This window comes from Xenorhabdus entomophaga, from assembly GCF_037996725.1.
In the GTDB taxonomy this organism is placed as follows: domain Bacteria; phylum Pseudomonadota; class Gammaproteobacteria; order Enterobacterales; family Enterobacteriaceae; genus Xenorhabdus; species Xenorhabdus khoisanae.
Window position 1 is genome coordinate 14,065 of the sequence record NZ_JBBMXH010000038.1, and the last position, 25,593, is coordinate 39,657.

17 protein-coding genes and 1 other annotated feature are annotated in these 25,593 nt (G+C 41.2%); of the genes, 9 read left to right on the plus strand and 8 right to left on the minus strand.

What is annotated here, in order from left to right:
- Position 1: 1 nt before the first annotated feature.
- Genes trpD through AAC854_RS09820 form a run of 3 tightly spaced genes read right to left on the minus strand, consistent with a single transcriptional unit; the run spans position 2 to position 3,194 of the window.
- Positions 2–1,000: an anthranilate phosphoribosyltransferase gene (gene trpD, locus AAC854_RS09810; RefSeq protein WP_047964643.1), complete on the minus strand. Its 999-nt coding sequence runs from the start codon at positions 998–1,000 to the stop codon at positions 2–4.
- A 56-nt stretch (positions 1,001–1,056) separates the two neighbouring features.
- Positions 1,057–1,635 (minus strand): glutamine amidotransferase-related protein, encoded by a 579-nt coding sequence (locus AAC854_RS09815; RefSeq protein WP_340616933.1) that lies wholly within the window; start codon positions 1,633–1,635, stop codon positions 1,057–1,059.
- Positions 1,635–3,194 (minus strand): anthranilate synthase component 1, encoded by a 1,560-nt coding sequence (locus AAC854_RS09820; protein WP_340616934.1) that lies wholly within the window; start codon positions 3,192–3,194, stop codon positions 1,635–1,637. Before AAC854_RS09820 ends, AAC854_RS09815 begins: the two co-directional genes overlap by 1 nt.
- A gap of 43 nt (positions 3,195–3,237) precedes the next feature.
- Positions 3,238–3,337: a sequence feature (Trp leader region), on the minus strand.
- A 381-nt stretch (positions 3,338–3,718) separates the two neighbouring features.
- Here AAC854_RS09820 and AAC854_RS09825 point away from each other — a divergent pair.
- The 5 genes from AAC854_RS09825 (at position 3,719) to rluB (ending at position 13,424) form a co-directional block, all read left to right on the plus strand.
- On the plus strand, positions 3,719–5,497 hold the full coding sequence (locus AAC854_RS09825) for a hypothetical protein (protein WP_340616935.1): 1,779 nt from the start codon (positions 3,719–3,721) through the stop codon (positions 5,495–5,497).
- A gap of 28 nt (positions 5,498–5,525) precedes the next feature.
- Complete coding sequence (locus tag AAC854_RS09830; protein WP_340616936.1) at positions 5,526–10,673, plus strand: trypsin-like serine protease; 5,148 nt, start codon at positions 5,526–5,528, stop codon at positions 10,671–10,673.
- 248 nt (positions 10,674–10,921) lie between these two features.
- On the plus strand, positions 10,922–11,794 hold the full coding sequence (rnm, locus tag AAC854_RS09835; protein ID WP_340616937.1) for an RNase RNM: 873 nt from the start codon (positions 10,922–10,924) through the stop codon (positions 11,792–11,794).
- Between the two features lie 17 nt (positions 11,795–11,811).
- Positions 11,812–12,432 (plus strand): L-threonylcarbamoyladenylate synthase, encoded by a 621-nt coding sequence (locus AAC854_RS09840; protein WP_273548248.1) that lies wholly within the window; start codon positions 11,812–11,814, stop codon positions 12,430–12,432.
- 68 nt (positions 12,433–12,500) lie between these two features.
- Positions 12,501–13,424, plus strand: a complete 924-nt coding sequence (rluB, locus tag AAC854_RS09845) for a 23S rRNA pseudouridine(2605) synthase RluB (RefSeq protein WP_047964252.1) — start codon at positions 12,501–12,503, stop codon at positions 13,422–13,424.
- 68 nt (positions 13,425–13,492) lie between these two features.
- Here the strand turns inward: rluB and cobO are convergent, their stop codons facing one another.
- Together cobO and AAC854_RS09855 are read right to left on the minus strand one after the other, a co-directional pair.
- Positions 13,493–14,089 (minus strand): cob(I)yrinic acid a,c-diamide adenosyltransferase, encoded by a 597-nt coding sequence (cobO, locus tag AAC854_RS09850; protein WP_340616938.1) that lies wholly within the window; start codon positions 14,087–14,089, stop codon positions 13,493–13,495.
- A complete protein-coding gene (locus AAC854_RS09855) occupies positions 14,089–14,853 on the minus strand; it encodes a YciK family oxidoreductase (RefSeq protein ID WP_340616939.1) in 765 nt (254 codons plus the stop codon). Before AAC854_RS09855 ends, cobO begins: the two co-directional genes overlap by 1 nt.
- Positions 14,854–15,091: 238 nt before the next feature.
- Here AAC854_RS09855 and sohB point away from each other — a divergent pair, with 238 nt between their 5' ends.
- On the plus strand, positions 15,092–16,138 hold the full coding sequence (gene sohB / locus AAC854_RS09860; protein ID WP_340616940.1) for a protease SohB: 1,047 nt from the start codon (positions 15,092–15,094) through the stop codon (positions 16,136–16,138).
- A 142-nt stretch (positions 16,139–16,280) separates the two neighbouring features.
- Here sohB and AAC854_RS09865 read toward each other — a convergent pair whose 3' ends face one another.
- The gene (locus AAC854_RS09865; protein WP_340616941.1) at positions 16,281–16,532 is read right to left on the minus strand and encodes a YciN family protein; all 252 of its coding nucleotides are present in this window, start codon (positions 16,530–16,532) and stop codon (positions 16,281–16,283) included.
- Positions 16,533–16,840: 308 nt separating this feature from the next.
- On the opposite strand from AAC854_RS09865, the gene topA reads away from it, so the two are divergent.
- The gene (topA, locus tag AAC854_RS09870; RefSeq protein WP_340616942.1) at positions 16,841–19,438 is read left to right on the plus strand and encodes a type I DNA topoisomerase; all 2,598 of its coding nucleotides are present in this window, start codon (positions 16,841–16,843) and stop codon (positions 19,436–19,438) included.
- Positions 19,439–19,798: 360 nt separating this feature from the next.
- Complete coding sequence (gene cysB / locus AAC854_RS09875; protein ID WP_340616943.1) at positions 19,799–20,773, plus strand: HTH-type transcriptional regulator CysB; 975 nt, start codon at positions 19,799–19,801, stop codon at positions 20,771–20,773.
- Positions 20,774–20,929: 156 nt separating this feature from the next.
- Here the strand turns inward: cysB and AAC854_RS09880 are convergent, their stop codons facing one another.
- Together AAC854_RS09880 and AAC854_RS09885 are read right to left on the minus strand one after the other, a co-directional pair.
- The gene (locus AAC854_RS09880; protein ID WP_340616944.1) at positions 20,930–21,553 is read right to left on the minus strand and encodes an FMN-binding negative transcriptional regulator; all 624 of its coding nucleotides are present in this window, start codon (positions 21,551–21,553) and stop codon (positions 20,930–20,932) included.
- Positions 21,554–21,657: 104 nt separating this feature from the next.
- Positions 21,658–22,479 carry a hypothetical protein gene (locus AAC854_RS09885; protein WP_340616945.1) on the minus strand — a complete coding sequence of 274 codons (822 nt, stop codon included), beginning with the start codon at positions 22,477–22,479 and terminating at the stop codon, positions 21,658–21,660.
- Between the two features lie 292 nt (positions 22,480–22,771).
- Between AAC854_RS09885 and acnA the strand changes: the two genes are divergently transcribed.
- Positions 22,772–25,492: an aconitate hydratase AcnA gene (gene acnA / locus AAC854_RS09890; RefSeq protein ID WP_340616946.1), complete on the plus strand. Its 2,721-nt coding sequence runs from the start codon at positions 22,772–22,774 to the stop codon at positions 25,490–25,492.
- Positions 25,493–25,593: the final 101 nt, after the last annotated feature.

The following is a 25,593-nucleotide window of genomic DNA, read 5'->3' on the forward strand; positions in this document are numbered from 1 at the left end:
ATTAAATCCTTGCCGCCAATGCTGTCACTTTTTCATAAGCATGACCGCTATAAATGGTATTGAGTGCCAATTGTGTATTTTCCCGTAGGTCTTCGTGCCCATGAATTTTCATTAAGAGAGCAACATTCGCTGCTACAGCATCGGCATGAGCTTTTTGCCCCCGGCCTTGCAGTAACAGCGCCAACATATCGCGATTCTCTTCCGGGGTTCCGCCTCTCAGTGAAGATATAGAATGGCCCGGTAAGCCAAAATCTGCTGCCGTTAATCGGTACTGTTTAATTTCGCCATGATTGAGTTCTGCAACATAGGTCGGGGCATGTAAAGCGACTTCATCCATACCGCCACTATGTACAACGGCGGCGCGTTGATAACCTAAAACCTGTAGGGTACGAGCTATGGGTTCTACTAATTCAGAACTGTAAACTCCAATGAGTGATAAGGGAGGGCGAGCAGGATTAATCAACGGGCCAAGTACATTGAATAATGTCCGGGTTTTTAATTGCTGGCGAACTTGTGCCGCATGACGAAAGCCACTGTGATATTGAGGGGCGAATAGGAAACAGACACCAATATCATCCAGAGCACGGCGTGAATCTTCGGCACAAGTATCCAATGCAATGCCGAATGCCGCCAGTAAATCGGATGATCCAGAACGGCTGGAAATACTGCGGTTCCCATGTTTTGCCACTTTAAGCCCACAGGCTGCGGCAATAAAGGCGCTGGCCGTTGAAATATTGATGCTGTTTGTACCGTCTCCGCCTGTGCCGACGATATCACAAAACATGTAATCAGGACGAGGAAAGGGAACTGCATTTGCCAGAAATGCCTGGGCCGCACCTGCAATTTCTTGTGGTTGTTCACCATGTAGTTTCAGACTAATTAATACAGCAGCCAATTGTGCATCACTCAACTCACCCTGAATAATGGCAGTGAATAGTTGCTGGCTTTCTTGCTGTGTCAGTGTTTGGGCACTGAATAATTTTTGAAAAATCAATTGCATTTTCCCATTCCTTCAAGTTTAGTGCCTTTAATTCGATACCTTCAAACCCAACATTTTTAACTCAGTGCCCACGCCAGAGTGTATTCAAGCAATTTAGCGCCTTGGGTGGTTAAGATAGATTCGGGATGAAATTGAAGCCCACAAACCTTGTGTTCATCATGACGCACTGCCATGACGGTATCACCGCATGATGCCGAGACTGTCAGTGTTGCAGGGACGTGCACAGCAGCAAGAGAATGATAACGAGCAACAGGTAGGGGATTTGGCAGGCCGGAAAACATAGCTTGTCCATCATGAGTGGCTGATGTTGCTTTACCATGCAGAATTTCTTGGACAGCAGAGACTTTTCCTCCATAGGCTTCAATAATCGCCTGATGTCCAAGGCAAATACCAATCACCGGAATTTTGCCAATCACTTGCTTGACTAATTCAGGCATACAGCCTGCTTCTGACGGTTTCCCCGGGCCGGGTGACAGCATCAAAAGGGGAGATTCCATTTCGTGGAGTTTGGCAACAATGATGTCTGTAGCCACAGTATTGCGATAAATAATGACTTGATGGCTATGGGTTCTCAGTTGGTCCACGAGGTTATAGGTGAAGGAATCAACATTATCAAGCAGAAGAATATTAGCCATTAGAATGTCACCTCTACTTGATGGGCTTGGGCAATAGCGCGAATGACGGCTCTGGCTTTATTGTGCGTTTCATCTACTTCTGATTGGGGAATGGAATCCAAAACAATACCGGCTCCGACTTGCACAGCAGCTTGACCGTTTTCCACATAGGCAGAACGAATGACAATGCAAGTATCAAAATCACCTTTGCCAGTGAAATAGCCGACTGCACCACCATAGCTGCCGCGCCGTTCGCCTTCATGTTCTGCAATGAGCTGCATGGCCCGAACCTTAGGCGCTCCTGTCAACGTACCCATATTCATGCAAGCCTGATAGGCATGGAAAATATCCAAATCATGGCGAAGCGTACCGACAACACGGGAAACCAAGTGCATGACAAACGAATAACGATCGACTTTGGTTAAATCGGCGACATATCGACTGCCCGGTTCACAAATGCGTGCCAGATCGTTACGTGCCAAATCAACCAGCATCACATGCTCAGACATTTCTTTCGCGTCAGTACGCATTTCCAGCTCAATCCGGCTATCAAGATCAGCATCTAATTCTCCGTTGGCGTTGCGCCCGCGGGGGCGTGTACCGGCTATCGGATAAATTTCTATCTGGCGATTGTTGACATCATATTTAAGGGCGCTTTCTGGTGAGGCTCCGAACAGGCAAAAATCCTGATCTTGCATAAAAAACATATAGGGGCTTGGATTTTGTTTTTTCAATGTGTGGTAAGCGCTTAATGGAGAAGGGCATGGCAAGGTAAAACGCCGTGACGGAACAACCTGAAAGACATCCCCTTGGCGAACTGATTGCTGCAACTGCTGCACGATATCTGCGTATTGCTCATCACTCCGATTGCAATCAATGGTTATGTCAGACAGTTTGACAGTCAAGAGTGGCTGAAGAGGTTCCGAAATGGCAGAAGCCAATGTTGCCATACGTTCGTCAAGGCGTTGCCTTTCCGTATCGGATTCTCCAAACAGCATAGTTTGTAACGATGAATGCTCATATCGATGGTCAATCATCAATAGTGTTTCTGCGAGATAAAAACAGAAATCAGGGCAGCGCTGGTGGTTTTTTACTGTAGGTAATGGCTCAAACCCAGCCACTAAATCATAAGCAAACAACCCGCCAACGAAAATAGCCTCAGGAGATTCTGAGAAGGATGCCAGTGCTGCAAGAGCACGTAATGCGTCGAAAACTGAATCCGATTTTAGCCGGCTATCCTCGTCCAAATTTTGTTCTGTAGCAGGAAATTTTGCTCGAATAGTCTGTGATTCCACACTCAAACGGGCCTTTTCTGACAGTAAATCAGCGAGTATGGGAAGCAGATTTTGACCGTTTTTGGTGAGCGCCTCAAAAGTAACTTGGCGTTTGTTGGCGGTAATGCGCATGGCACTATCAATGATCAACATACTTTTGAGGCTCTTTTTACTGTGGATTTCAGCAGACTCTAACAATAACGTATCGGAACGATTGCCACAAAGCTGATGGAAAAGCAGTGTGGGATCTGTTTTATAAGCAGTATCCATCTGATTTACAGAGATATTAAATTCTTTGCCAGTCATATTTATCCCCTCGTTATTACCTTCGTTCACAAAAACTCAAGTTATAAAAAAACCCGCTTTTTAGGCGGGTTTTGGCACTTGCATATCTGTACTTATGTGCGTGAGCCAACCGCCCTGAATGGGAAGTTGTGCCACCAACCACTGATTTGCATCGCTTTTTGCATAAGTACGATCATTTTAAAATGCCTTATCTTTTAAATGGTATTTTAGTTAAGAATATCTACCGTACTAGTAAACTGGTTCATGGCTGGCTTGTCAATGATTTTTTTACTATCTATAGTCAAACCTATTAATAAATAAACTTAATGGGTTGAGTTTTTTATAAAAACTAAAATTAAATTCTATTTAAGATATATTGATGTGTGCTTAAATATTTAATTATGCATGTAATACAATTATACAAATTTAAAGCACTTTTTTATAAGAGCTATCCAGTTGTAAATCAGCTTTAATAGACTTGGCGTGATTTAAAAGTGCCGTTTTAATTTAAATGATAGCATCACTTTTAATTGAGGGTTGACTTTATGAAAACAAAGAAAATAAACTTACATAATGTATTGTTTTTTGTTGCTATTATTTTTTTTAATAATTCTTATGCAAATGAATTAATGAGTAATAATGTTGTTTTAAATAAATATGATAGTAATTCAAAAAATAACGGAAAAAGAAGTGATTTATCAACAGATTATAATATGACTTTTGAGAATGGAAGTCAGTTTTATGATTTGCAAATTAAAATTGAAGATTTTAAGTGTATGTATAAAACTGGAGATAAAAATATTACGTTGAAACCTAAAAATATACATCAAGAGAACATTGAAGATTCCAATAGTTTTAAACCTTTTTGGTGGTGGCCGTGGGGGTGTGAGTTTGAAGATAAATTTATAAAGTGGAATACTACTATTTATGAATATGGAAGTGCACATAAATCATGTGATATTGAATTTAGAGTATCATTTGGTATATGGGCTTTAAAGTGGTCAACTGCCATTAATGTCAAAAATAATAATGACTGCCCACTTGATATTACAGCAACTTGTGATGGTGAAGATTGTAAGAATATGGAAGTTTACCCTGCTGCTAAAAATATTGTTATAACTATCGATGATTATAACGCTTGGGAACCTCCGATAATTACCTCACCTGAACCGAACTCAACAGTTGAGAACAACTATATTACAATTTTAGGAAAAGGTATGATGGAAGACGGTGATTTTCCTGAAATCATTACCAATTTCAATCCATATAATTATTCAGTTCAATCTACAGGGGGTGATAAAAATTGGATAGGTCAACTCTGGATAAGCTGTGGCATTACCGGAACAGTTAGCATTAGAGATATAGAAAATTCTGAAGTTACTTTCAATGGCCCGCCATGTGAAGCAACAATCACTTCTATCCAGAATGGACAAACTATCCCGGTAGGAAAATATAGTTTATCAGGTCTAGTGAACAGTGATACGGCTGATCATGAAAAAGAGATGCGGGTGAAAATAACAGGTTATAAAAGGGATGGAACAATTTATTCACCGACAACGAGTTACACTCCAAATATTGACACTGGAACGGGTAAATGGATTTTGGAAGGGTTAGATGCTGTTTGCGGTATTAATTATAATGCATCTGTTAATGCATTTTTTATGCTTTCTGATAGTAAAACAACTTTACCTAGTTTAGTAGGAACAAATATTTCCTATCATACAGTGAACTGTTCGATTGAGATAACCAACCCTAAAGATCATGAAGTTGTTTCTTCAACAACTGATGATACACAAAATATCTCAATCAGTGGTAAGGCTACTGATGGGAAAATTACGGTTGATATGAAACTTTTAAATTCTCAAGACCAACCAATCCAGCCTATTGATGGATTTGCTAAAGATAGAATGTGGGCAGTTGAAGCTAAAGATATCCCTGTAGGTTTTATAGAAATTAAGGCGAGTGATAGTTCTGATCAAGAAAGTAAAACAGTGACTATATTGAGTTCTAAGGTTTTTTCCGTAGAAGCTAAAAATGACAGTGTATTCACGGTATTTGATGGAACATCTATGCCATATATCGAAAGTCTTGAACCAAGAATTGATATATCACTTATAGTTGGGGACTTAGGAGAAAAATCAGAAGATGTGACTCCAGATAAAAAGGGTATATGGATAGCAAAGAAAAAACACTATGCCAGAAGAGGTACATATGCTTTTAACTTTAATGAAGTTAGCGGTAATAGTGATTATGTGGCGAGAAAGAAAAAATTATTAGAGTGTACTGGTGGTGAACTTAAGATGACTTGTATTGAGCGTGAATAATTATTACTCCATTTTTAAGGAGACTGTTATGTTTATTATTAGACTTATCCCTATATTGTTTTTCCTAATTTACTGTGGTGCGTCGTTTTCTGATGTCGCGTTGAAATCCACACCTTTAGAAACTATTATAGGAGGAGAGAAAAGTTGTGAGCCTGACAATAATGTCAAATGTAAACCTTGGGTTGTTAGTATTTTTCATAAGAATACTACAGGTGAATTGAATTTTATATGTAGTGGCTCTTTGATATCTGAGAAATATGTTCTTACTGCTGCACATTGTGAAATGAATGCTAAAAAAACAAAAGAATATATTATTAAAAATTATAAAGAAAAGGAAATAGGCACTGCATCACGCTATAGTTTTTTTAAATATACTCATGACGATAACCGTTATAATGATTTCGCTATTATACGATTAGAAAAGCCAATAATAGAAGAACCAATAATAGAAGAACGTTACGGTCGTGTTCGTCGCTTCTTTAACTACGATGGAGCTTATGAAAAGCTGGACAGTAATTATTATCAAGCTTCTATTTATGGTTATGGTGTTAAGGGTATTGATGAAAATACAGGTAAACAACAAGCAAATAATGGCACTCAATATAGAGCTGATGTGAAAATTCTAACCTCTGTTTCCGATGCTAATGGAAAACAGGTGATTATTATAGAGGCAAATAAAAATAAAGGACTCAGTCCAGGTATTTCACAACCCGGAGACTCTGGAGGCCCAATTTTTTGGGATGACACCATTATTGGTGTGAATTCTTTTGGAGACGAAATGGCTAAAGGGAGAAATGGGGAGAATAATTATCTTCCTGTCTTAGTTTCAGATGTAACTGATAAGCATTCAGATTCCTCCTTGAGACTTATAAAGTGGTTTTCCAGTACCATGCAACATATTTGGATTTATACTCCAGATTGGAATGCTAATTTAAGAAAGCGAGATGAAGATATTATTATTAAAGGTTTTGGAAAGGCGTCGAGTAAAATTCAACTTGTTTATTCTATCGATGATATTTTACAAGGCTCAGTTGAATGTAAAGTTAATAATTCTCTGGAATGGAAATGCACTATTCCACGTGAGAGTTTTTTTAAAGATCTAGATGAAACAAGAAATTATGAGGTAACTATCAGTGCCAGTGAGACTTCAGACTCGTCACCGAAAAGTGAAACATGGACAAAAGATACTGTACAAGCAAAAATACCTTCTGTTGCGAAAGAATTTGGAATCATTTACCCGGTTGATGGATTAACTATTTATACTGAGGATATTTGGTTACGTGGTTATGCTGAACCTAGTTCAGAAGTTCAAGTGATATTGCAAGTTAATTCAAATGGTTATGGTTATAAAGGAAAGGAATTATGTCAAGAGATTAGGAAAAATGAACCAATAAAAACAAATGAATATGGTAAATGGCTATGTACTGTACGAACTGAACTTATTCAGGAAATTAAAGAAGAACTTGAGGAGGAAAATATAGGTATTAGAATAACGGCAAATCAAAATACAAAAGACGTAAATCTTTATGATCAAGTTAATATATCTCTTTCGAAAAAGAAAACTGTTACAGCAATAGAATTATCTCTAAAAGAAAAAAATCCAATTCATAAATATAAAAAACTCTTGGATCTTGACGTTTCGCATGATGAGAATGCTAATCGTGTTTGTGTTTTTAAAAGAGGGAATGTGAATTGCCAAGATAATAGAGTTAATAGTAGGGGGTTTTATTTGTTAAATTCTTCAGGGGGAACTGAAGACTCCACTTTTTGGTTATTCGATATTGAAGTAGATGCAATACAAAAAGTTGAAGGAGTTGATCCCCTTGATAATAAAACATTGCGTACGGAAAAAAATTTCAGAGGAAGATATTTTAAACCTACATTTATTAATAAGTATAGCAATGATAGTCCAAATGAAATTGTATCAACTGAACTTAAAAATCAAAAATTCTCTGGCTATGGTGGTGATAATGAAGAATACACTTTACCTAATAAAGATGAGATATTACCTTCAGAATACTCTATCTGCATGAAGAAAGAAGATAATTCACCTCCTGTTTCAGAAGCTTCTAAATGTAAAGGAAAAGATGAGAAAGAGATTTATATAAAGATTCCATTAGAAAATGGGGAATATTCTGATGAAATTCCAATAGAATATAAAACTTATTCAGGGGAAAATAATTTTCCAACTTGGGATATTCTTCTTCTTTCTTCATTGAAATTGAAGGATGGACTCTATTATATTGAAGTGGCAGATAAGTATCATCCAGTGGGATTGAATAATATCAAAAATAATTGGATGCGATTACTTCCTGAAAGAAGCTATTTTCGTATAAAAACCCCAGAAGTTAAAATTAATACACCTTCTGAAGGAGAAACAGATACTGTAGGTAGCACAAGTTTTTTGTCAGGAAGTTCTAATGTACCAGGAGATGAAGTCGCTATTAAAAGACGTAAGATTGCCCCTTCATTAGCGTTGGAAAAAAACAATCAAAATCTGAGTAATGAAACAGTTATCTGTACAGGGGCTGTGGTTAGTGACAATGGTAACTGGCAATGTGGTAAACCAATCATTTTCCCGGCAGGCACTTATGAGTTAACCTCCGAATTGATAAAAGAAGGAAAAGTTGTCGCCACCGATGTCACACACATTACGATTAAAGATAAAAATGATGATGACGAACCCGAACAGAAAAAATTTGAAATAAATAATCCCAAGAATAATTCAACTGTTGATCCGGATAATCCCATCAACTTTTCTGGCACGTTTAGTGGACCTGCTGGTGGAGGAAGTGGTGGCGGTGGATTTGGCGGTTTTCTAAGTAGTTTGATTGGTGGATTTTTTGCTGCAGTAGGTGAAGCAGGACAATTACTGAGCGGTGCTCTTGGCTTCTTTTGGGAGTTCACAATTCATCCGGGAGATATTTTCGGAGGCGATACTTATGTGATGACATTACAGGAAACTCAAAATGGTGTGAACGTCGGTGAGCCTATTAAATGGAATTTTACTGTCCCGATGCGTATCACTAAACCTGAACCAGATGCGCAATATAGGTTAAATGACGGAATTTCTGTTAAAGGTCAGGGAAGCCCCGGTCAACTCGTTTTTGTTGCGGGTTCAGAATATCTCCTGCCACCAGAAAAAGTAACGTTTCCGATTTCAAGTAGTGGATTAATTTGTACAGCAACGGTGGATGAAAAAGGAAAATGGACATGTCCTGATAATCCCATTCTGACAGCAATCAACGAAGGGAAGTTTTTCCTTTATGCAGCTCAATATAAAAAAACAGGTTCAGCTCAGTTGGGAGAATTAGGCGATACTTATGAAAGAACCTCACAGGTTAGGCGTAAGTACGAAGTCACCAAATCAAAAATACAAATCAAAAACCCGGTGCATGGAGCAAAAATAACAAAACTGCCTTTTACTATTTCAGGCACGGGAGAAAAGGGTGCTCAGATATATATTGAGGGCTTCGGTGGTGCTGATAATTGTAATACCACTGTTGATGCTTCATCGGGTCAATGGTCCTGTGGGCCTTATCAGCCCGAAGACGGTAAATATACCCTTTCTGCTGATCAATTTATCAGTGATCAGTTAAATTCAACATCGCAAATCTCTTTTGAAGTTCAGACTAAAACCATTAAACCTGTAGTTATCACTCAACCGCATAATGGTGGGGTATACCGACACCTTGAAAATATTTTACCGCGAGGGACAGGCGAACCGGGAACAACCGTTTGTCTGGCTGAAAAAGTACTTTCCCAGATCTGTAAAAATGGCGTCACTGTGGATGAACAGAGCAATTGGGAATGGCTTGATGGTCTGGATACCGCAGTTAAAGGAGAACAAAAACTGGTGGCAACAGCCTTTTTGGATAAGGTGCGTCAATCTACAGCGAAAGTCACTTTTAAGATTGAACCTGCTGCTGGCGAAACAGCGTTAACAGTGGAAACGCCCAAAGAAGATGAAGTGATAAAAACACCTTCATATACCTTTAGCGGTACGATGCCAAGTAATGCCAAAACAGTCACGGTACAAGCATTTGGGGGTAATGATGATTGTATCGCTCAGCTCAATGAGGAAGATTACACTTGGACATGCGGGCCTTACAGTTCTGTGCCGGGGGATTATGATGTAGCGGTGGTAGATGATGCGGGTTCCCAGATTAACAGAAGTTTTAAGGTGCGTTATGGGCCTAATTTACAAATGAGTGTGCTTCAGCCAGCAGAAGGAGAGCAAATTGCAACGCCAACATATGCCATTAGTGGCAAAGGGCAGGCTGGCGCCATTGTCGTCGTTTCTATTGCAGGTAAGAGGATCTGTGATGTTTACGTCGATGAGAATCAAGATTGGGCGTGTCCTGATGCCGTGAAGTCTATTCCCGGTGCTTATCGGCTTTTCGCACAGCAGTGGGTGGATGATGAATTCCCAGGTAATCCAGTAATACGGAACTATGAAGTGATATATGGATTGTCGGATATTACCATTGATAGTACGGCTGAGCCGATCTGTATAGCTCCACTTATAAGAAAAACTGTTAAAATGCCAGTAGAATATACTCCCACTATGGAAAGTAATGGAATTATTTCTATTCCAATTACGGGAACAGCAACGAAAGGCTCATATATTTTTTTGAAAGCAAAATCTGAAAATGGGAATTATTGGGACTGTGGTCCAATACAGGCTTCAAAAACGGATGGTAAATGGAGCTGTAGTGTACATAATGCTCAGTTGGGAACATATCAGGTAGAAGCGACTCAATTCTTTACACCTAATGGTCATGCTATTGGGAGTTCTAAGAAAAAAGAAGTGAATGCGGCTGGTATAACGATTATTGAACCGAAAACAACAGATAACTTAGGTTCATTTGGTAATCCAGGTTCCATTGAGATATCAGGAAAAACTCAGCCAAAGGTGACGGTTTCTTACGAAATTCACAGCACAACGCTAGATTATCCTTCTATGAAGGACATACCTATAGATATCAATCAAGGAAGTATAACCTCTGATGATGAAGGAAACTGGGGTTTCAAGGTAGGCCGTAGTGTATTTGGACCTCAGTATCTAACTGTTTCTACATCATTTTGTGGACAAAAAACTTACTCTAAAAGAGAATCTTATTATCATCGTTTTTGTGAAGTAGAACTTCCTTTTTCTTTTTTTAATTGTGGGTGATGGACAATTCCGCCTTAAAAATTTCTTGAAATTTAAAATGCGGCTGTAGTTTGGCAGCCGCATGATGCCATAAGATAGTGAAACTTAGTTTTGTGTTTGATCACTATCGTATGTAAAAGTAGAATAGATTATTAAATCCTTTCAATCTCACCCTCTATGTTATCATCCCCCTTTGTGCTTGATATCGCTTGATAGAATTTGATAGAGAGTACCCTTAGTTTCCCATCCCAAAAAACAGGTACAGAACAATGACTGAAGCTGCCAGTGAAATGACAAGGCGCTATGATCTGCATAGCCATACGACTGCTTCAGATGGGGTTTTATCACCTGAACAGCTGGTGGACAGAGCCATTTCCATGGGCATTGATGTGCTGGCAATCACTGATCATGATACGACGGAAGGAATTCCTCCTGCCTTAAATCATATCCAGCAAAATAATCTGCCATTGACACTGACATCCGGTGTTGAAATTTCGACATTATGGGAGAGTTTTGAAATTCATATTGTTGGTTTAAATATTGATATCAACTCTATTTCCTTAAGAAAATTTTTAGCTAATCAGGTTGATTTAAGGAAACAGCGTGGTATTGAAATTGGTCGCCGCTTAGCTAAAGCAGGTATTCCCGATGCTTGGGAAGGTGCATCCCGTCTGGCTAATGGGGGGCAGGTTACTCGCGGCCATTTTGCCCGTTATCTGGTAGAAGCGGGTATTGAACCGACTATTCCAAAAGTGTTCAAAAAATATTTAGCGAGGGGGAAAATCGGTTATGTTCCTCCACAATGGTGTACAATTGAGCAGGCAATTGAAACCATTCATCAGGCAGGGGGGCAGGCTGTAATTGCTCATCCCGGCAGGTATGGTTTGTCAATGAAATGGCTAAAACGATTAATAGCCTGTTTTGAACAATATGGTGGTGATGCAATGGAAGTTGCACAGTGCCAGCAAGCCCCTAATGAAAGACAACAACTTGGTCAACTGGCAAGAGAATATGGGTTGAAAGTATCATTAGGATCGGATTTTCACCAACCTTGTTCATGGATAGAGCTAGGGCGCAACTTGTGGTTACCCGGTGATGTTGTACCGATATGGCACGACTGGTCACGGATTGGGACTGCATAGAAGTAGAGGTTATCGTTATGAGCCAGTTTTTTTATATCCACCCTGATAATCCACAAAAACGTCTTATTGACCAGAGTGTGGACATGCTGAAAAAGGGTGGTGTTGTCATTTATCCTACTGATTCAGGCTATGCCATGGGTTGTTGCCTCGAAAACAAAGATGCGATGACCCGCATATGCCGTATTCGGCAATTGGAAGGACACCACAATTTTACGTTGATGTGTCGTGATCTCTCTGAAATTGCCTCTTATGCTCATGTGGATAATCAGGCGTTCAGATTGATCAAAAATAACACGCCGGGAAATTACACCTTTATTTTACAAGCGACGAAAGAAGTCCCCCGTCGTTTGATGAATGAAAAACGTAAAACCATCGGGTTGCGTGTTCCTTCTAATCCTATCGCTTTGGCGTTGCTGGAAGAGATGGGTGAGCCACTGATGTCATGTAGCTTAATTTTACCCGGAAATGATTTTGCTGAGTCCGATCCCGAAGAGATTAAGGATTCATTAAGTAAACAAGTTGATTTAATCATTCACGGTGGTTATCTTGGGCAGCAACCGACGACAGTAGTGGATTTAACTGGTGATTCACCAGTAATTCTTCGCGAAGGCGAAGGTGATGTAACACCTTTTTTATAAGGTGAGTAATTGACGTTTTTTTTTATTTTAAGCACGACGCCTGTGAAGGCGACAACAGAGGTTGCTCAATGAGCGATAAAACAGAAAAGTTACAAAAAGTTCTCGCGCGTTCTGGTCATGGTTCCCGTCGCGAAATTGAAGGGTATATCCAACAAGGGCGCATTAGCATTGATGGCAAGACCGCAACGTTGGGTGATCGAATCGAAGTTAAACCCTCAGTAAAAGTTCGTCTGGATGGGCGGATTTTAACTATCAAAGAACCACAGAAAACTGTTTGCCGTGTTCTGGCTTATTACAAGCCGGAAGGCGAATTGTGTACCCGCCATGATCCTGAAGGCCGTCCGACTGTCTTTGACCGCCTACCCAAAATGCAAGGTGCACGTTGGATCGCAGTAGGGCGTCTGGATATCAACACCTGCGGATTATTGCTGTTTACCACTGATGGGGAATTGGCAAATCGCCTGATGCACCCAAGCTGTGAAGTTGAACGTGAATATGCGGTTCGTGTTTTTGGTGAAGTGGATAATGCAAAACTTCGTCAATTGACGCAAGGTGTGCAATTGGAAGATGGCCCGGCTTCATTCAAAACTGTCACGTTCAAAGGTGGAGAAGGCATCAACCAATGGTACAACGTTACTTTGACAGAAGGCCGCAACCGCGAAGTCAGACGTTTGTGGGAAGCTGTTGGTGTGCAGGTTAGCCGCCTGATACGTGTGCGTTATGGTGATATCAATCTGCCGAAAGGTTTGCCGCGCGGTGGTTGGACTGAGTTGGGGCTGGAACAGACTAACTATTTACGTCAACTGGTCGGTTTAGGCGAAGAGGTTGTGACCAAAGTTGCCGTTGAACGTGATCAACGTCGCATCAAGGCTAACCAAATTCGCCGTGCAGTAAAACGACATGCGCAGGTTGCATCCCGTCCATCGGGGAAACGTCCTGCAAGCAGTTCCCGTCAGAATGCAGGAAGAAAAACAACGCCTAAAGGTCGTTAATTTTCTCAATCCGCTGTTTCAGTTGACGTCAGTATTGATGCTGGTTCTATTTGAAACAGCGGATTTGTTTACCAATCAATGCCTTTCTGAGCTTTGATTCCGGCATCAAAAGCATGTTTTACCGGACGCATTTCTGTGATCGTATCGGCGTATTCCAACAATTCCCGATGGCATCCTCGTCCGGTGATAATTACACTCTGATGTGAAGGTCGTTGTTTTAGGGCAGTCAGGACATCGGTTAGTTCCAGATAGCCGTAACTGACCATATAAGTCAATTCATCTAACACGACAAGGTGCAACGAAGGATCAGATAACATCCTCAGGGCATGTTTCCACGCTGATTGGCAGGCTGCGGTATCTGTTTCACGGTTTTGTGTCTCCCATGTAAAACCTGTTGCCATCACATGAAATTCAGCCCCCTGTTGTGCCAGTAAGTTCCTTTCCCCGCTTTCCCATGTCCCTTTGATGAATTGGATAATACCAGCACGCTGCCCATGCCCAATTGCACGAGTGACAGTGCCAAATGCAGCGGTGGTTTTCCCTTTACCGTTTCCGGTAAATACGATGACTATGCCTCGTTCTTGTTGTGCTGCTTCAATACGGGCATCGACTTTCTCTTTCTGGCGTTGTTGCCTTTTTTGGTACTGGCTATTATCTCTGGTCATTATTCGGCAGGCCCTGCTTTGCGACCGGGTTGGGCATCAAAACTGATACCAGAATCATGGCGGCTGTCATCGCCCATGACATAAAGATAGACAGGCATGATATCCGCCGGTGTTTTTAATTTGGCTGAGTTTTCATCAGGAAAGGCACTGGCCCGCATATTGGTGCGGGTACCTCCCGGGTTGATACAGTTAATGCGCAGGGAAGTATGCTGATATTCCTGTGCCAAAACTTGCATCAGACCTTCCGTGGCAAATTTGGAAACAGAATAGACTCCCCAACCGCGTCTGCCTTCCCGGCCGACACTGGAGCTGGTAAAGACTAGAGAACCACAGGTGGATTCCAATAAAAGAGGAATTAATGCCTGAGTCAGCATAAAAGTAGCATTGACATTCACTTGCATGACTTCGTGCCAAAGCTGGGCAGGCTGTTCTATGATCGGTGCGACAACACCAAGCAGCCCTGCGTTGTGTAAAACGCCATCTAAACGGGAATAACGCTGTGCCAATTCACGCGCAAACGCCTGACATTCTTCTGCGGTCACAGTCAGCAAATCCATCGTATAAATATCAGCCGGTAAACCGCCATCGTTTTCAATCTGCTGTTTAACGGTTTTTAGTTTTGCAGTAGTGCGTCCGAGCAAAATAACCTGAGCACCATGACGGGCATAAGTCAGTGCGGCTTCGCATCCAATGCCATCGCCAGCACCGGTTACTAAAATGATTTTTTGTTGCAGCAGGTCACTATTGGGGTGGTAATCAAACATCGGGCAATTTTCCTGTGTTGCTTGTCAATCTATTTATTTCTACATATAGATTGCCATCTCAAGATGGCATATGCGTCCTTCATCAGAACAAAACTTAAAGTCCCCGTCAAATTTGCCGGAATTGGCAAAAGAGTAGCACGCTAATTGAGATTAGGTTAAGTAAACTGTTAGAGCGCGGCTTTCGGTTTTTGGTTAGAATGAAACATATTGTTCATCATAAGTTAATAAAGGTGGGTCTGTGGAATATTTGTCTCTATACGGATTGTTCTTAGCCAAAGTGCTCACGGTTGTTTTAGCCATTGTCGTTTTGGCGGTAGTTTGTATCGGATTAGGTGTACGTAAAACAATGCACAAAGGGGAATTGAAACTTACCAATCTTGGTAAGTCATATAAGGAAAAACAGCGTCAGATGCAGCAGGCTCGAATGAGTGAAGAAGAGAAAAAAATCTGGCAAAAAGCGTTGAAGAAACAGCAAAAAAATGATGCCAAGCAGAAAAAAGCAGAGGCTAAAGGAGGGCTGAAAGGCTTACAGAAGCCGAATCTTTATGTCTTGGATTTTAAAGGTAGTATGGATGCTCATGAAGTAGATTCCCTTCGTGAAGAGATCAGTGCAGTACTCGCCGTTGCAGATAAAGAAGATGAAGTTCTATTGCGTCTGGAAAGCCCGGGAGGCGTAGTTCATGGCTATGGGCTGGCTGCGTCTCAGTTGGCTCGTTTACGGCAGAAAGGAATACGTCTGACGATTGCTGTGGATAAAGTGGCTGCGAGTGGTGGTTATATGATGGCTTGTGTGGCTGACCGCATTATTGCTGCCCCGTTTTCCATTATTGGTTCTATTGGTGTTGTTGCACAATTACCCAATATTCATCGGCTCTTAAAGAAAAATGATATCGATGTAGAACTGCATACTGCCGGAGAGTATAAACGTACCCTGACTGTTTTGGGTGAAAATACCGATCTGGGACGGAAGAAGTTTCAGGAAGATCTGAATGAAACGCATAAATTATTTAAATCGTTTATCCATCAGCACCGTCCATCTTTGGATGTAGATAAAGTGGCTACGGGTGAATATTGGTATGGCACACAAGCAAAAGAAAATGGGCTGATTGATGAAGTGGGTGTCAGTGATGACTTCCTGATCGAAAAGATCAAGCACTGTGAAGTTATTGGAGTCAGTTATTCCCGTCGCAAACGTGTGGTTGAACGTTTCATGGGCAGCGCGATGGAGAATGTCGATAAGTTATTGATGCGCTGGTGGCAAAGGGGAGAAAAACCACTGTTATAATAGCGTGAATCCCGTCTTAAGACAGGCGTTGTGAATATCATGCGGGTGAATTATGCGGGTAAATAGAGGGGGGAATTATGATTATATCCTTTATTGCCCGCATAATTATTGATAACTGGTCAGGAATAACGCGAGTTGTTTTTTAATCGACTAAAGAATACTTTTCGGACAGTATATGTGCTAAATGTTTAAACATATTAAATACAGCGGTACTTTTTGCTGTGGGCAATCCGGATTCATCCAGAAAGTATTCACCTTTAAATACTAATACCCCGTCTTTTTGCTCTACACTCTCGGCATATATCCCTTGTATAAAATCTTCGTGGTTCTTAATGATTTCATTTGCTTCTTTCAGTAACTGTTCCCGCTTGATGGGCATTGTTTCAGTTTGCATCTATTATGCTCCTTCAAAAAATAAGTTGTTGCGCATCGTTTTTTATCAGGTAGAGTGTGGACTTTTCGTCATGCAGATGGAAGATTTTGTTTACAACGGTATAAATTATACTATTGCATGGTCTGTGTTGATATATAAAATACCTTAAATATTTCAAAGGGTTTTGCGCTTAAACAAAAGTACAAGATAAAAATTAGTTGATATCTTGCAAATCTATCGCAATATAAAAAGAGATTTTATTTTATATATCGCAACACAACGCCGTGATTTTCGCCATCTGAACAGAAGATAATTAGGTAAAGGTAACTATGGCCAAAGCGCTTGTTATAGTGGAGTCCCCGGCAAAAGCCAAAACAATCAATAAATATCTGGGGAATGACTACGTTGTTAAGTCCAGTGTAGGTCATATCCGTGATTTGCCTACGAGTGGTGCAGCGAGTCAAAAGAGTTCAAGCTCATCTACCGATAAGAATAAAAAGAAAGTAAAAAAAGATGAGAAAACAGCACTGGTAAGTCGCATGGGTGTTGATCCCTACCATGATTGGGAAGCAAATTATCAAATTCTGCCGGGCAAAGAAAAAGTTGTCGCAGAATTGAAAACGCTGGCTGAAAAAGCCGAGCATATCTATCTCGCAACTGACCTTGACCGCGAAGGGGAAGCCATTGCATGGCACTTGCGGGAAGTGATTGGCGGGGATAATGCCCGCTTCAGTCGGGTTGTGTTCAACGAAATCACTAAAAATGCAATCACTCAGGCTTTTGATAAACCCGGTGAATTGAATATTGACCGAGTTAACGCCCAGCAAGCACGCCGTTTCATGGATCGGGTTGTGGGTTATATGGTTTCACCGTTGTTGTGGAAAAAAGTTGCCAGAGGATTGTCCGCTGGACGGGTTCAATCCGTTGCGGTTCGCCTCGTGGTCGAGCGTGAACGTGAAATTAAGGCATTTGTGCCGGAAGAATACTGGCAATTACACGCAGATTTAGTGGCTAAAGAAGACATTTCCCTCCATATGGAAGTGACCCATGAAAAGGGAAAAGCATTTAAGCCAGTAAATTCTCAACAAACGCAGGCTGCAGTATCTCTGCTTGAAAAAGCAAGATACAAGGTGATCGATCGTGAAGATCGCCCGACTTCCAGTAAGCCGAGTGCACCATTCATTACCTCAACGTTGCAACAGGCTGCAAGCACACGGCTTGGGTTTGGTGTCAAGAAAACCATGATGATGGCGCAGCGCCTTTATGAAGCGGGTCACATCACTTATATGCGTACTGATTCAACTAATCTGAGTCAGGATGCTCTGGATATGGTTCGAGGTTATATCAGTAACCATTTTGGGGACAAATATTTACCCCAAAGTGCCAATATCTACAGTAGTAAGGAAAACTCTCAGGAAGCGCATGAAGCTATCCGGCCTTCTAATGTTGATGTTATGGCTGAAGAATTAAAAGATATGGAGGCTGATGCGCAAAAGTTGTATCAGCTTATCTGGCGTCAGTTCATTGCCTGTCAAATGATGCCGGCAAAATATGATTCTACGACACTGACTGTTCAAGCGGGTGATTTCGAGCTGCGTGCTAAAGGTCGTACTTTGCGTTTTGATGGCTGGACAAAAGTAATGCCTGCTTTGCGTAAAGGGGATGAAGATAACACCTTGCCAACAATTGCAGTGGGAACCGAACTTGATTTGCAGGAACTGGTCCCAAGCCAGCACTTTACGAAACCACCAGCACGTTTCAGCGAAGCATCACTGGTTAGGGAACTGGAAAAACGGGGTATTGGTCGTCCATCAACTTATGCATCGATTATCTCAACCATTCAGGATCGTGGCTATGTCCGGGGTGAAAATCGTCGATTCTATGCAGAGAAAATGGGTGAAATCGTCAATGATCGTCTGGAAGAGAATTTCAACGAATTGATGAATTATGACTTTACAGCGAGAATGGAAAATCAGCTTGATCACGTTGCTAACAATGAGGCGAATTGGAAAGGGGTTCTGAACGAATTTTTCTCCAATTTCAGTGAGCAACTTGATGTTGCCAACAAAGATCCTGACGAAGGTGGGATGCGTCCGAATCCAATGGTGATCACTTCGATTGGGTGTCCGACCTGTAGCCGCCCAATGGGGATTCGTACCGCAACAACCGGCGTGTTCCTCGGCTGTTCTGGTTATGCTCTGTCACCTAAAGAGAGATGTAAGCAGACAATTAACCTGATTCCAGAAAATGAAATCTTGAATATTCTGGAAGGGGATGATGCTGAAACCAATGCCTTGCGCGCTCGTCACCGTTGCCAGAAATGCGGTACAGCGATGGACAGCTATTTGATTGATAACCAGCGTAAGTTGCATGTATGTGGTAATAATCCTGCGTGTGATGGTTATGCGGTTGAAGAGGGAGAATTCCGCATTAAGGGTTATGATGGCCCTATCGTTGAGTGTGAAAAGTGTGGCTCAGAAATGCACTTGAAAATGGGGCGTTTTGGTAAGTACATGGGTTGTACAAACGAAGAGTGTAAAAACACGCGTAAGATCCTGCGTAATGGGGAAGTGGCACCACCTAAAGAAGATCCGGTTCCATTGCCTGAGCTGGCATGTGAGAAATCGGAAGCTTATTTTGTGCTCCGTGATGGCGCTGCGGGAATATTCTTAGCTGCCAATACCTTCCCTAAATCACGTGAAACACGTGCGCCATTGGTTGAGGAACTTGTTCGATTCAAAGATCGGCTGCCGGAGAAGTTGCGTTATTTGGCCGAAGCACCTGTTGCTGACCCGGACGGGAATAAAACGGTTGTGCGTTTTAGTCGCAAAACTAAGCAACAATATGTCTCTTCGGAAAAAAATGGTAAGGCTACCGGATGGGCAGCATTTTTTGTTGAAGGTGCTTGGGTAGTGAAAGAGAAATAATAACTTGGGTGACTAATTAGTGCATTATATCTTTATTTACTGGATGTAATTCATTGAGATCTATTCAGATAGATATTTCTTTTTTTACCAAAAACGTAACTTTTTTTTCTAAAAAGCCAGTCTTTACAACTGGCTTTTTTTGTATTTAAAGAAAATTTAAACACAATATATCTGCAATGAATGTTTGATTATAGTTACGCAACCTAATTATTTGTTATATAAATATACAACAGGTGTTATAGTGGTTATATGCCTAAAGATAACTATTCTATATGGTTATAAGTGAATAACTATTAGCAATATAGAAATTGATTAAACTACAAAATATTCGTACATTTGATTATTAGGGACAGTGCTGATATGAAACTACAGCAATTGCGTTACATTGTAGAGGTGGTTAATCACAACCTGAATGTATCTTCTACAGCAGAAGGATTGTATACCTCTCAACCAGGGATCAGCAAACAAGTCAGGATGCTTGAAGATGAGTTGGGAATACAAATATTTGCTCGCAGTGGTAAACATCTGACACACGTGACTCCGGCTGGTGAAGAGATTGTCCGTATTTCACGTGAAGTTCTGTCAAAAATCGATTCAATTCGTTCTGTCGCTAGTGAACACACTTATCCCGATCGTGGTTCTCTCTATATAGCGACAACCCATACTCAGGCAAGATATGCTTTGCCTCCTGTCATTAAAGGCTTTATTGAGCGCTACCCCAACGTATCATTGCATATGCATCAAGGTTCACCAACCCAGATTGCGGAAGAAGTGTGCAAAGGAAATAGCGATTTTGCGATAGCAACTGAAGCGCTTCACCTTTATAGCGATCTGATTATGCTGCCTTGCTACCACTGGAATCGTTCTGTTGTCGTGACGAAAGATCATCCTCTCGCCAACAGGCAGAATGTGACAATTGAAGAATTGGCAGAATATCCAATAGTTACTTACACCTTTGGTTTTACCGGGCGTTCTGAGCTGGATGTTGCTTTTGACCGAGCCGGCCTGAAACCTAAAATTGTGTTTACAGCAACTGATGCTGATGTAATTAAAACTTATGTGCGCTTGGGGCTGGGTGTTGGTGTGATTGCAAGTATGGCGATTGAACCCGTTCAGGATAGCGATTTAGTACGCATTGATATGCGTGATAAATTCAGTTACAGCACCACCAAGATTGGATTCCGGCGTAGTAGCTTCCTGCGCAGTTATATGTATGATTTTATTTGGCGTTTCGCGCCTCATTTGACGCGTGATGTTGTGGATAAAGCCATTGCATTACGTACCAATGAAGAAATCGAAGAAATGTTCAAAGATATTGAGTTACCGATAGTGTAAGCAAAAAATGGCATAAAGAAGATTAAACCACCTCCCAAGAAGTAGGAGGTGGTTGGTCTTTGAGTCTTGCCAATTGTTGGAGGAAAGCTAAGTTCGCACAAAAATCGGAAATAATCGAATAAGGATTATCGTCTTTCTGCCTATTAGGGCTGTTGCTTAATTTGATGATTTGCCTGTACCGATATTGCGTTTTTTCATATAGCTTGCCAGTTCTTTATTATCCGCACTTTTACTGTTGCCAAGAGCTGTAAACACGCCATTTTGATCGCCTTGGTTTTTATGCTGCCCCAATTTTTCCTTGGCTTGTATTTCATCAATAACGATTTTAAATCCGACAATAGCTTGCCGTTTTTTACTGAGAAATTCTTCTGGCATCAATTTAGTGTTTTCCATCAGGCCAACTTCATATTTGTTCACCAGAGCTTCCAAAGCCAGTTTAGTATCTTCATCGCTTAACAATTTTGTGACACCGTAACAATGGATGGCGGTGTAATTCCAAGTTGGTACAGCATGTGCAGATTCATACCAAGTAGGGGATATATAGGCATGTGGGCCAGTAAAGACCACTAAAACTCTTTGATTTTCTAGTTCTTTCCAATGCGGATTGTCTTTGGCGATATGAGCGTATAAAACCCCGTTTTCACCTTCATCAGGATTTAATACAAACGGAAGATGAGCGCCAGTCAAAGAAGAAGAAACCAGCAATCCAAAGCTATACGTAGAAATAAATTCAGAAATATTGTCTTTGCCTGTCATTTTCATCTTACGAGGTATACGCATAGCTTTATAGCTCCATATAAATTTAAGTTAAGATTGCTGGTGAAGATTTACTCACATTACCTTAAGCGTATTAGTATTACAATTATTCCATGACAGGTTTTTGATTACGCTTTAAACTCACCACTGAAAAAGCTATCAGAATCTTCTATTGATGACTTGTTATTTTTGAAGATAAAGTTATCAAAAGCGGTTTTTATTTCGGGATCTTCCAGGGCCTGATAATCAAATAAAGCAACGCAGGTAGAATAAGTAAATTCGACATTAATGTTTTCATTGGAAGCACAGTTTGACGTTATTTCAGAGTTGGTTCTGTCAAAATCTATTTTATAAAGTTTCATTTTTGGAACATACACAATTTGATCTCCTACTTCCATGACTTCAATGACACTGGCCAATGTAAGCGTGGAGTAATGATCATTATTTCGTTTTAACCCCATCCTTATGGCATCTCCCTGTTTTTGCAGAAAATCAGAGAAAGTTTTCAAGGCGGGAGAGTATGTATCCACAATTATGTCCATGATAAGCTGGAGCAAGTTTGTTGCGATAGAAAGACCTTTCATCTCGTGATGATAAGTTTGACTTTCCATACTTCTGACACTGATTAATGGCAGTTTTGCCATGATGTCTTCCCAGAATTCAATATCTGTTTTATATTTTGAGCCGTTGTTATCAGAATATTTGGTTATATAGTCAGCAACTATTGAGGAAAGGGCTATTTGTGTTTTCTTTATTTCATTTAATTGTTGCATGACTCCTATTTTATTGGCAGTTTGTGAGGTGATAACAAATTGTACAAGGCCATCTGTATCGTGAAATCTATAATCTGACAGGGAAAACTTATTATTAATATCGACAGAAAAGAATTGATCAGCCTGTTGTATATAACTTAAATAATTTTGACGTTTTTCATTCGTTTTCATATTCATAATATATTCTCCGATCTCTATTGAACCAATTGAATACTTCGAATATACACTTCATATATTGAGGTGTAATTTGAAATCTATTAACCAGTAGTATTCCAGCCTCGTCAGCTCTAATCCCATTAATCTCTTATGTTATAAATAAAACATATCTGTTTTGGGGATGCATCACCAAAATTTGTCAATAAATGAGGATTTACAGAGGATTAGCAAAATGTGTGGTCACTGAATAACAAATGTCCTCATATATGTTATGGTTAGATAGTGTGCTGATCATAATAAGAATGGAGGAGTTATGTCGTTTAAATTAAAAACGGACTGTGCTTCAACGCTCTCTATCAGTAGTAAATTGATTGAGAGTAGCTCTACTGGCAGTAAGATCTATCACTATTACAGCTTACCTTTGTTATCCGAACGACTGGGTGAAATATCCCGCCTACCAAAATCTCTGAAAGTTCTGCTTGAAAATCTTCTGCGTAATCTTGATGGTGAGTCCGTTGTGGAAGGTGATCTGGAAGCGCTGGTGGAATGGCAGAGAAACGCCCATGCAGATAGGGAGATTGCCTATCGTCCAGCCCGTGTGTTAATGCAGGATTTCACTGGTGTCCCGGCTGTGGTGGATCTTGCTGCCATGCGAGAAGCTGTGTTGAGACTCGGTGGAAATGTGGAACAAGTTAATCCATTGTCTCCTGTTGATTTGGTTATTGACCACTCAGTGATGGTGGATAAATTTGGCACAGAGCAGGCGTTTACTGAAAACGTCCAGATTGAAATGGAACGTAACTATGAACGTTATCTGTTTTTGCGCTGGGGACAGAAGGCGTTTAATCGCTTCCGCGTTGTGCCGCCCGGAACGGGGATTTGCCATCAGGTTAACCTTGAATATCTAGGGAAAGCGGTTTGGTATGAAGAGCAGGATGGTAAAAGTTTTGCTTATCCAGATACGCTAGTTGGAACAGATTCTCATACCACTATGATTAATGGATTAGGGGTTCTGGGATGGGGGGTTGGCGGAATTGAAGCTGAAGCCGCTATGTTGGGACAGCCGATCTCAATGCTAATCCCGGATGTCGTTGGTTTTAAATTGACAGGAAAATTACAGGAAGGGATTACGGCAACCGATCTGGTACTGACAGTCACTCAAATGTTGCGTAAGCATGGTGTTGTCGGAAAATTTGTTGAATTCTATGGTGATGGACTGTCCGATTTACCGTTAGCAGACAGGGCAACCATTGCCAATATGTCGCCTGAATATGGCGCAACCTGCGGTTTCTTCCCTGTTGATGATATTACATTAGACTATATGCGGTTAACCGGGCGTAATGAAGAGGAAATTGCCTTGGTTGAAGCCTATTGTAAGGCTCAGGGGTTGTGGCGTAACGCAGGGGATGAACCCATTTTTACCAGCACTCTTGAGTTGAACATGTCAACAGTTGAGGCAAGTCTGGCCGGGCCAAAACGTCCTCAGGACAGAGTAGCTTTGGGAAATGTACCACAAGCTTTCCAATCTGCCATGGAATTGGAGATCCAAAAAAACCAGACACATCCATCTTTGGTATCCGTAACCTTGGAGGAGCAAACCTTTTCACTGCAAGATGGTGCGGTGGTAATCGCTGCCATTACATCCTGTACAAATACGTCTAATCCCAGTGTGCTGATGACTGCGGGTTTACTTGCCAAAAAAGCAATTGAGAAAGGCTTGCAGCGTCAGCCATGGGTTAAGACTTCACTGGCTCCGGGTTCTAAAGTTGTTACCAGTTATCTGGAATTGGCAGGTTTTATGCCATATCTGGAGAAACTCGGTTTCAATCTGGTGGGATATGGTTGCACCACCTGTATCGGTAACTCTGGCCCGTTACCAGATCCGATTGAGGCGGCAATCAAACAATCTGATTTAACGGTAGGCGCTGTACTTTCCGGCAACCGGAATTTTGAAGGGCGCATTCATCCGTTGGTGAAAACAAACTGGCTGGCATCACCGCCGCTGGTGGTGGCCTATGCTCTTTCCGGCAATATGAAAACAGATCTGACGCAAGAACCCATCGGGAGAGATCAGGATGGCAATGATGTTTATTTGAAAGATATTTGGCCTGATAGCAGCGAAGTCGCGGCAGCGGTAGAACAAGTCAGAACGGAAATGTTCCATAAAGAGTATAACGCTGTGTTTGATGGTGACGAAAGCTGGCAATCTTTGGATGTTGCAAGCTCAGCAACTTATTCTTGGCAGCCGGATTCTACGTATATTCGTCATCCGCCTTTTTTTAGCGATATGACGGCTGAACCTAAACCTGTAGAGGATATTCACCAGGCTCACATTCTGGCAATCTTGGGGGATTCGGTCACGACTGATCACATTTCTCCTGCGGGGAATATTAAAGCTGATAGCCCTGCCGGACGTTACTTGCAAGAACAAGGGGTTGCTCCAAAAGATTTTAACTCTTATGGCTCAAGACGGGGTAACCATGAAGTGATGATGCGGGGAACATTTGCCAATATCCGTATTCGCAATGAAATGGTTGCTGGTATTGAAGGCGGGTACACTCGCCATATTCCATCACAGTCTCAACTGACCATCTATGATGCTGCCATGCGTTATCAGGAAGAAAAGTTACCGTTGGCCATTATTGCAGGTAAAGAGTATGGCTCAGGTTCAAGTCGTGACTGGGCTGCGAAGGGCACAAGGCTGTTGGGAGTCAGAGTGGTGATTGCTGAATCTTTCGAACGCATTCATCGTTCTAACCTTATCGGTATGGGCGTATTGCCGCTGGAATTTCCTCAGGGAATCAGCCGCAATACATTAAATCTAACCGGTGATGAGAGGATTGATGTGGCTGGATTGGGAAACATTAGTCCCGGAGAGACAATTGCAGTGAAGATCACTTATGCCAATGGTGAGGAAATTGTGATAGATGCTCATTGCCGCATTGATACCGGTACAGAACTGGCTTATTTCTATAATGATGGTATTTTACATTATGTGATCCGTAATATGTTGAAATCATATACAGGATCTTAAGCAGTAACCGTATATTTTAGATAGAAAAAAGGCTTCATTTATGATCTGATAATCGTCGCCAAACTAATATCAAAATCAAGGATGAAGCCTGTGACGATTAT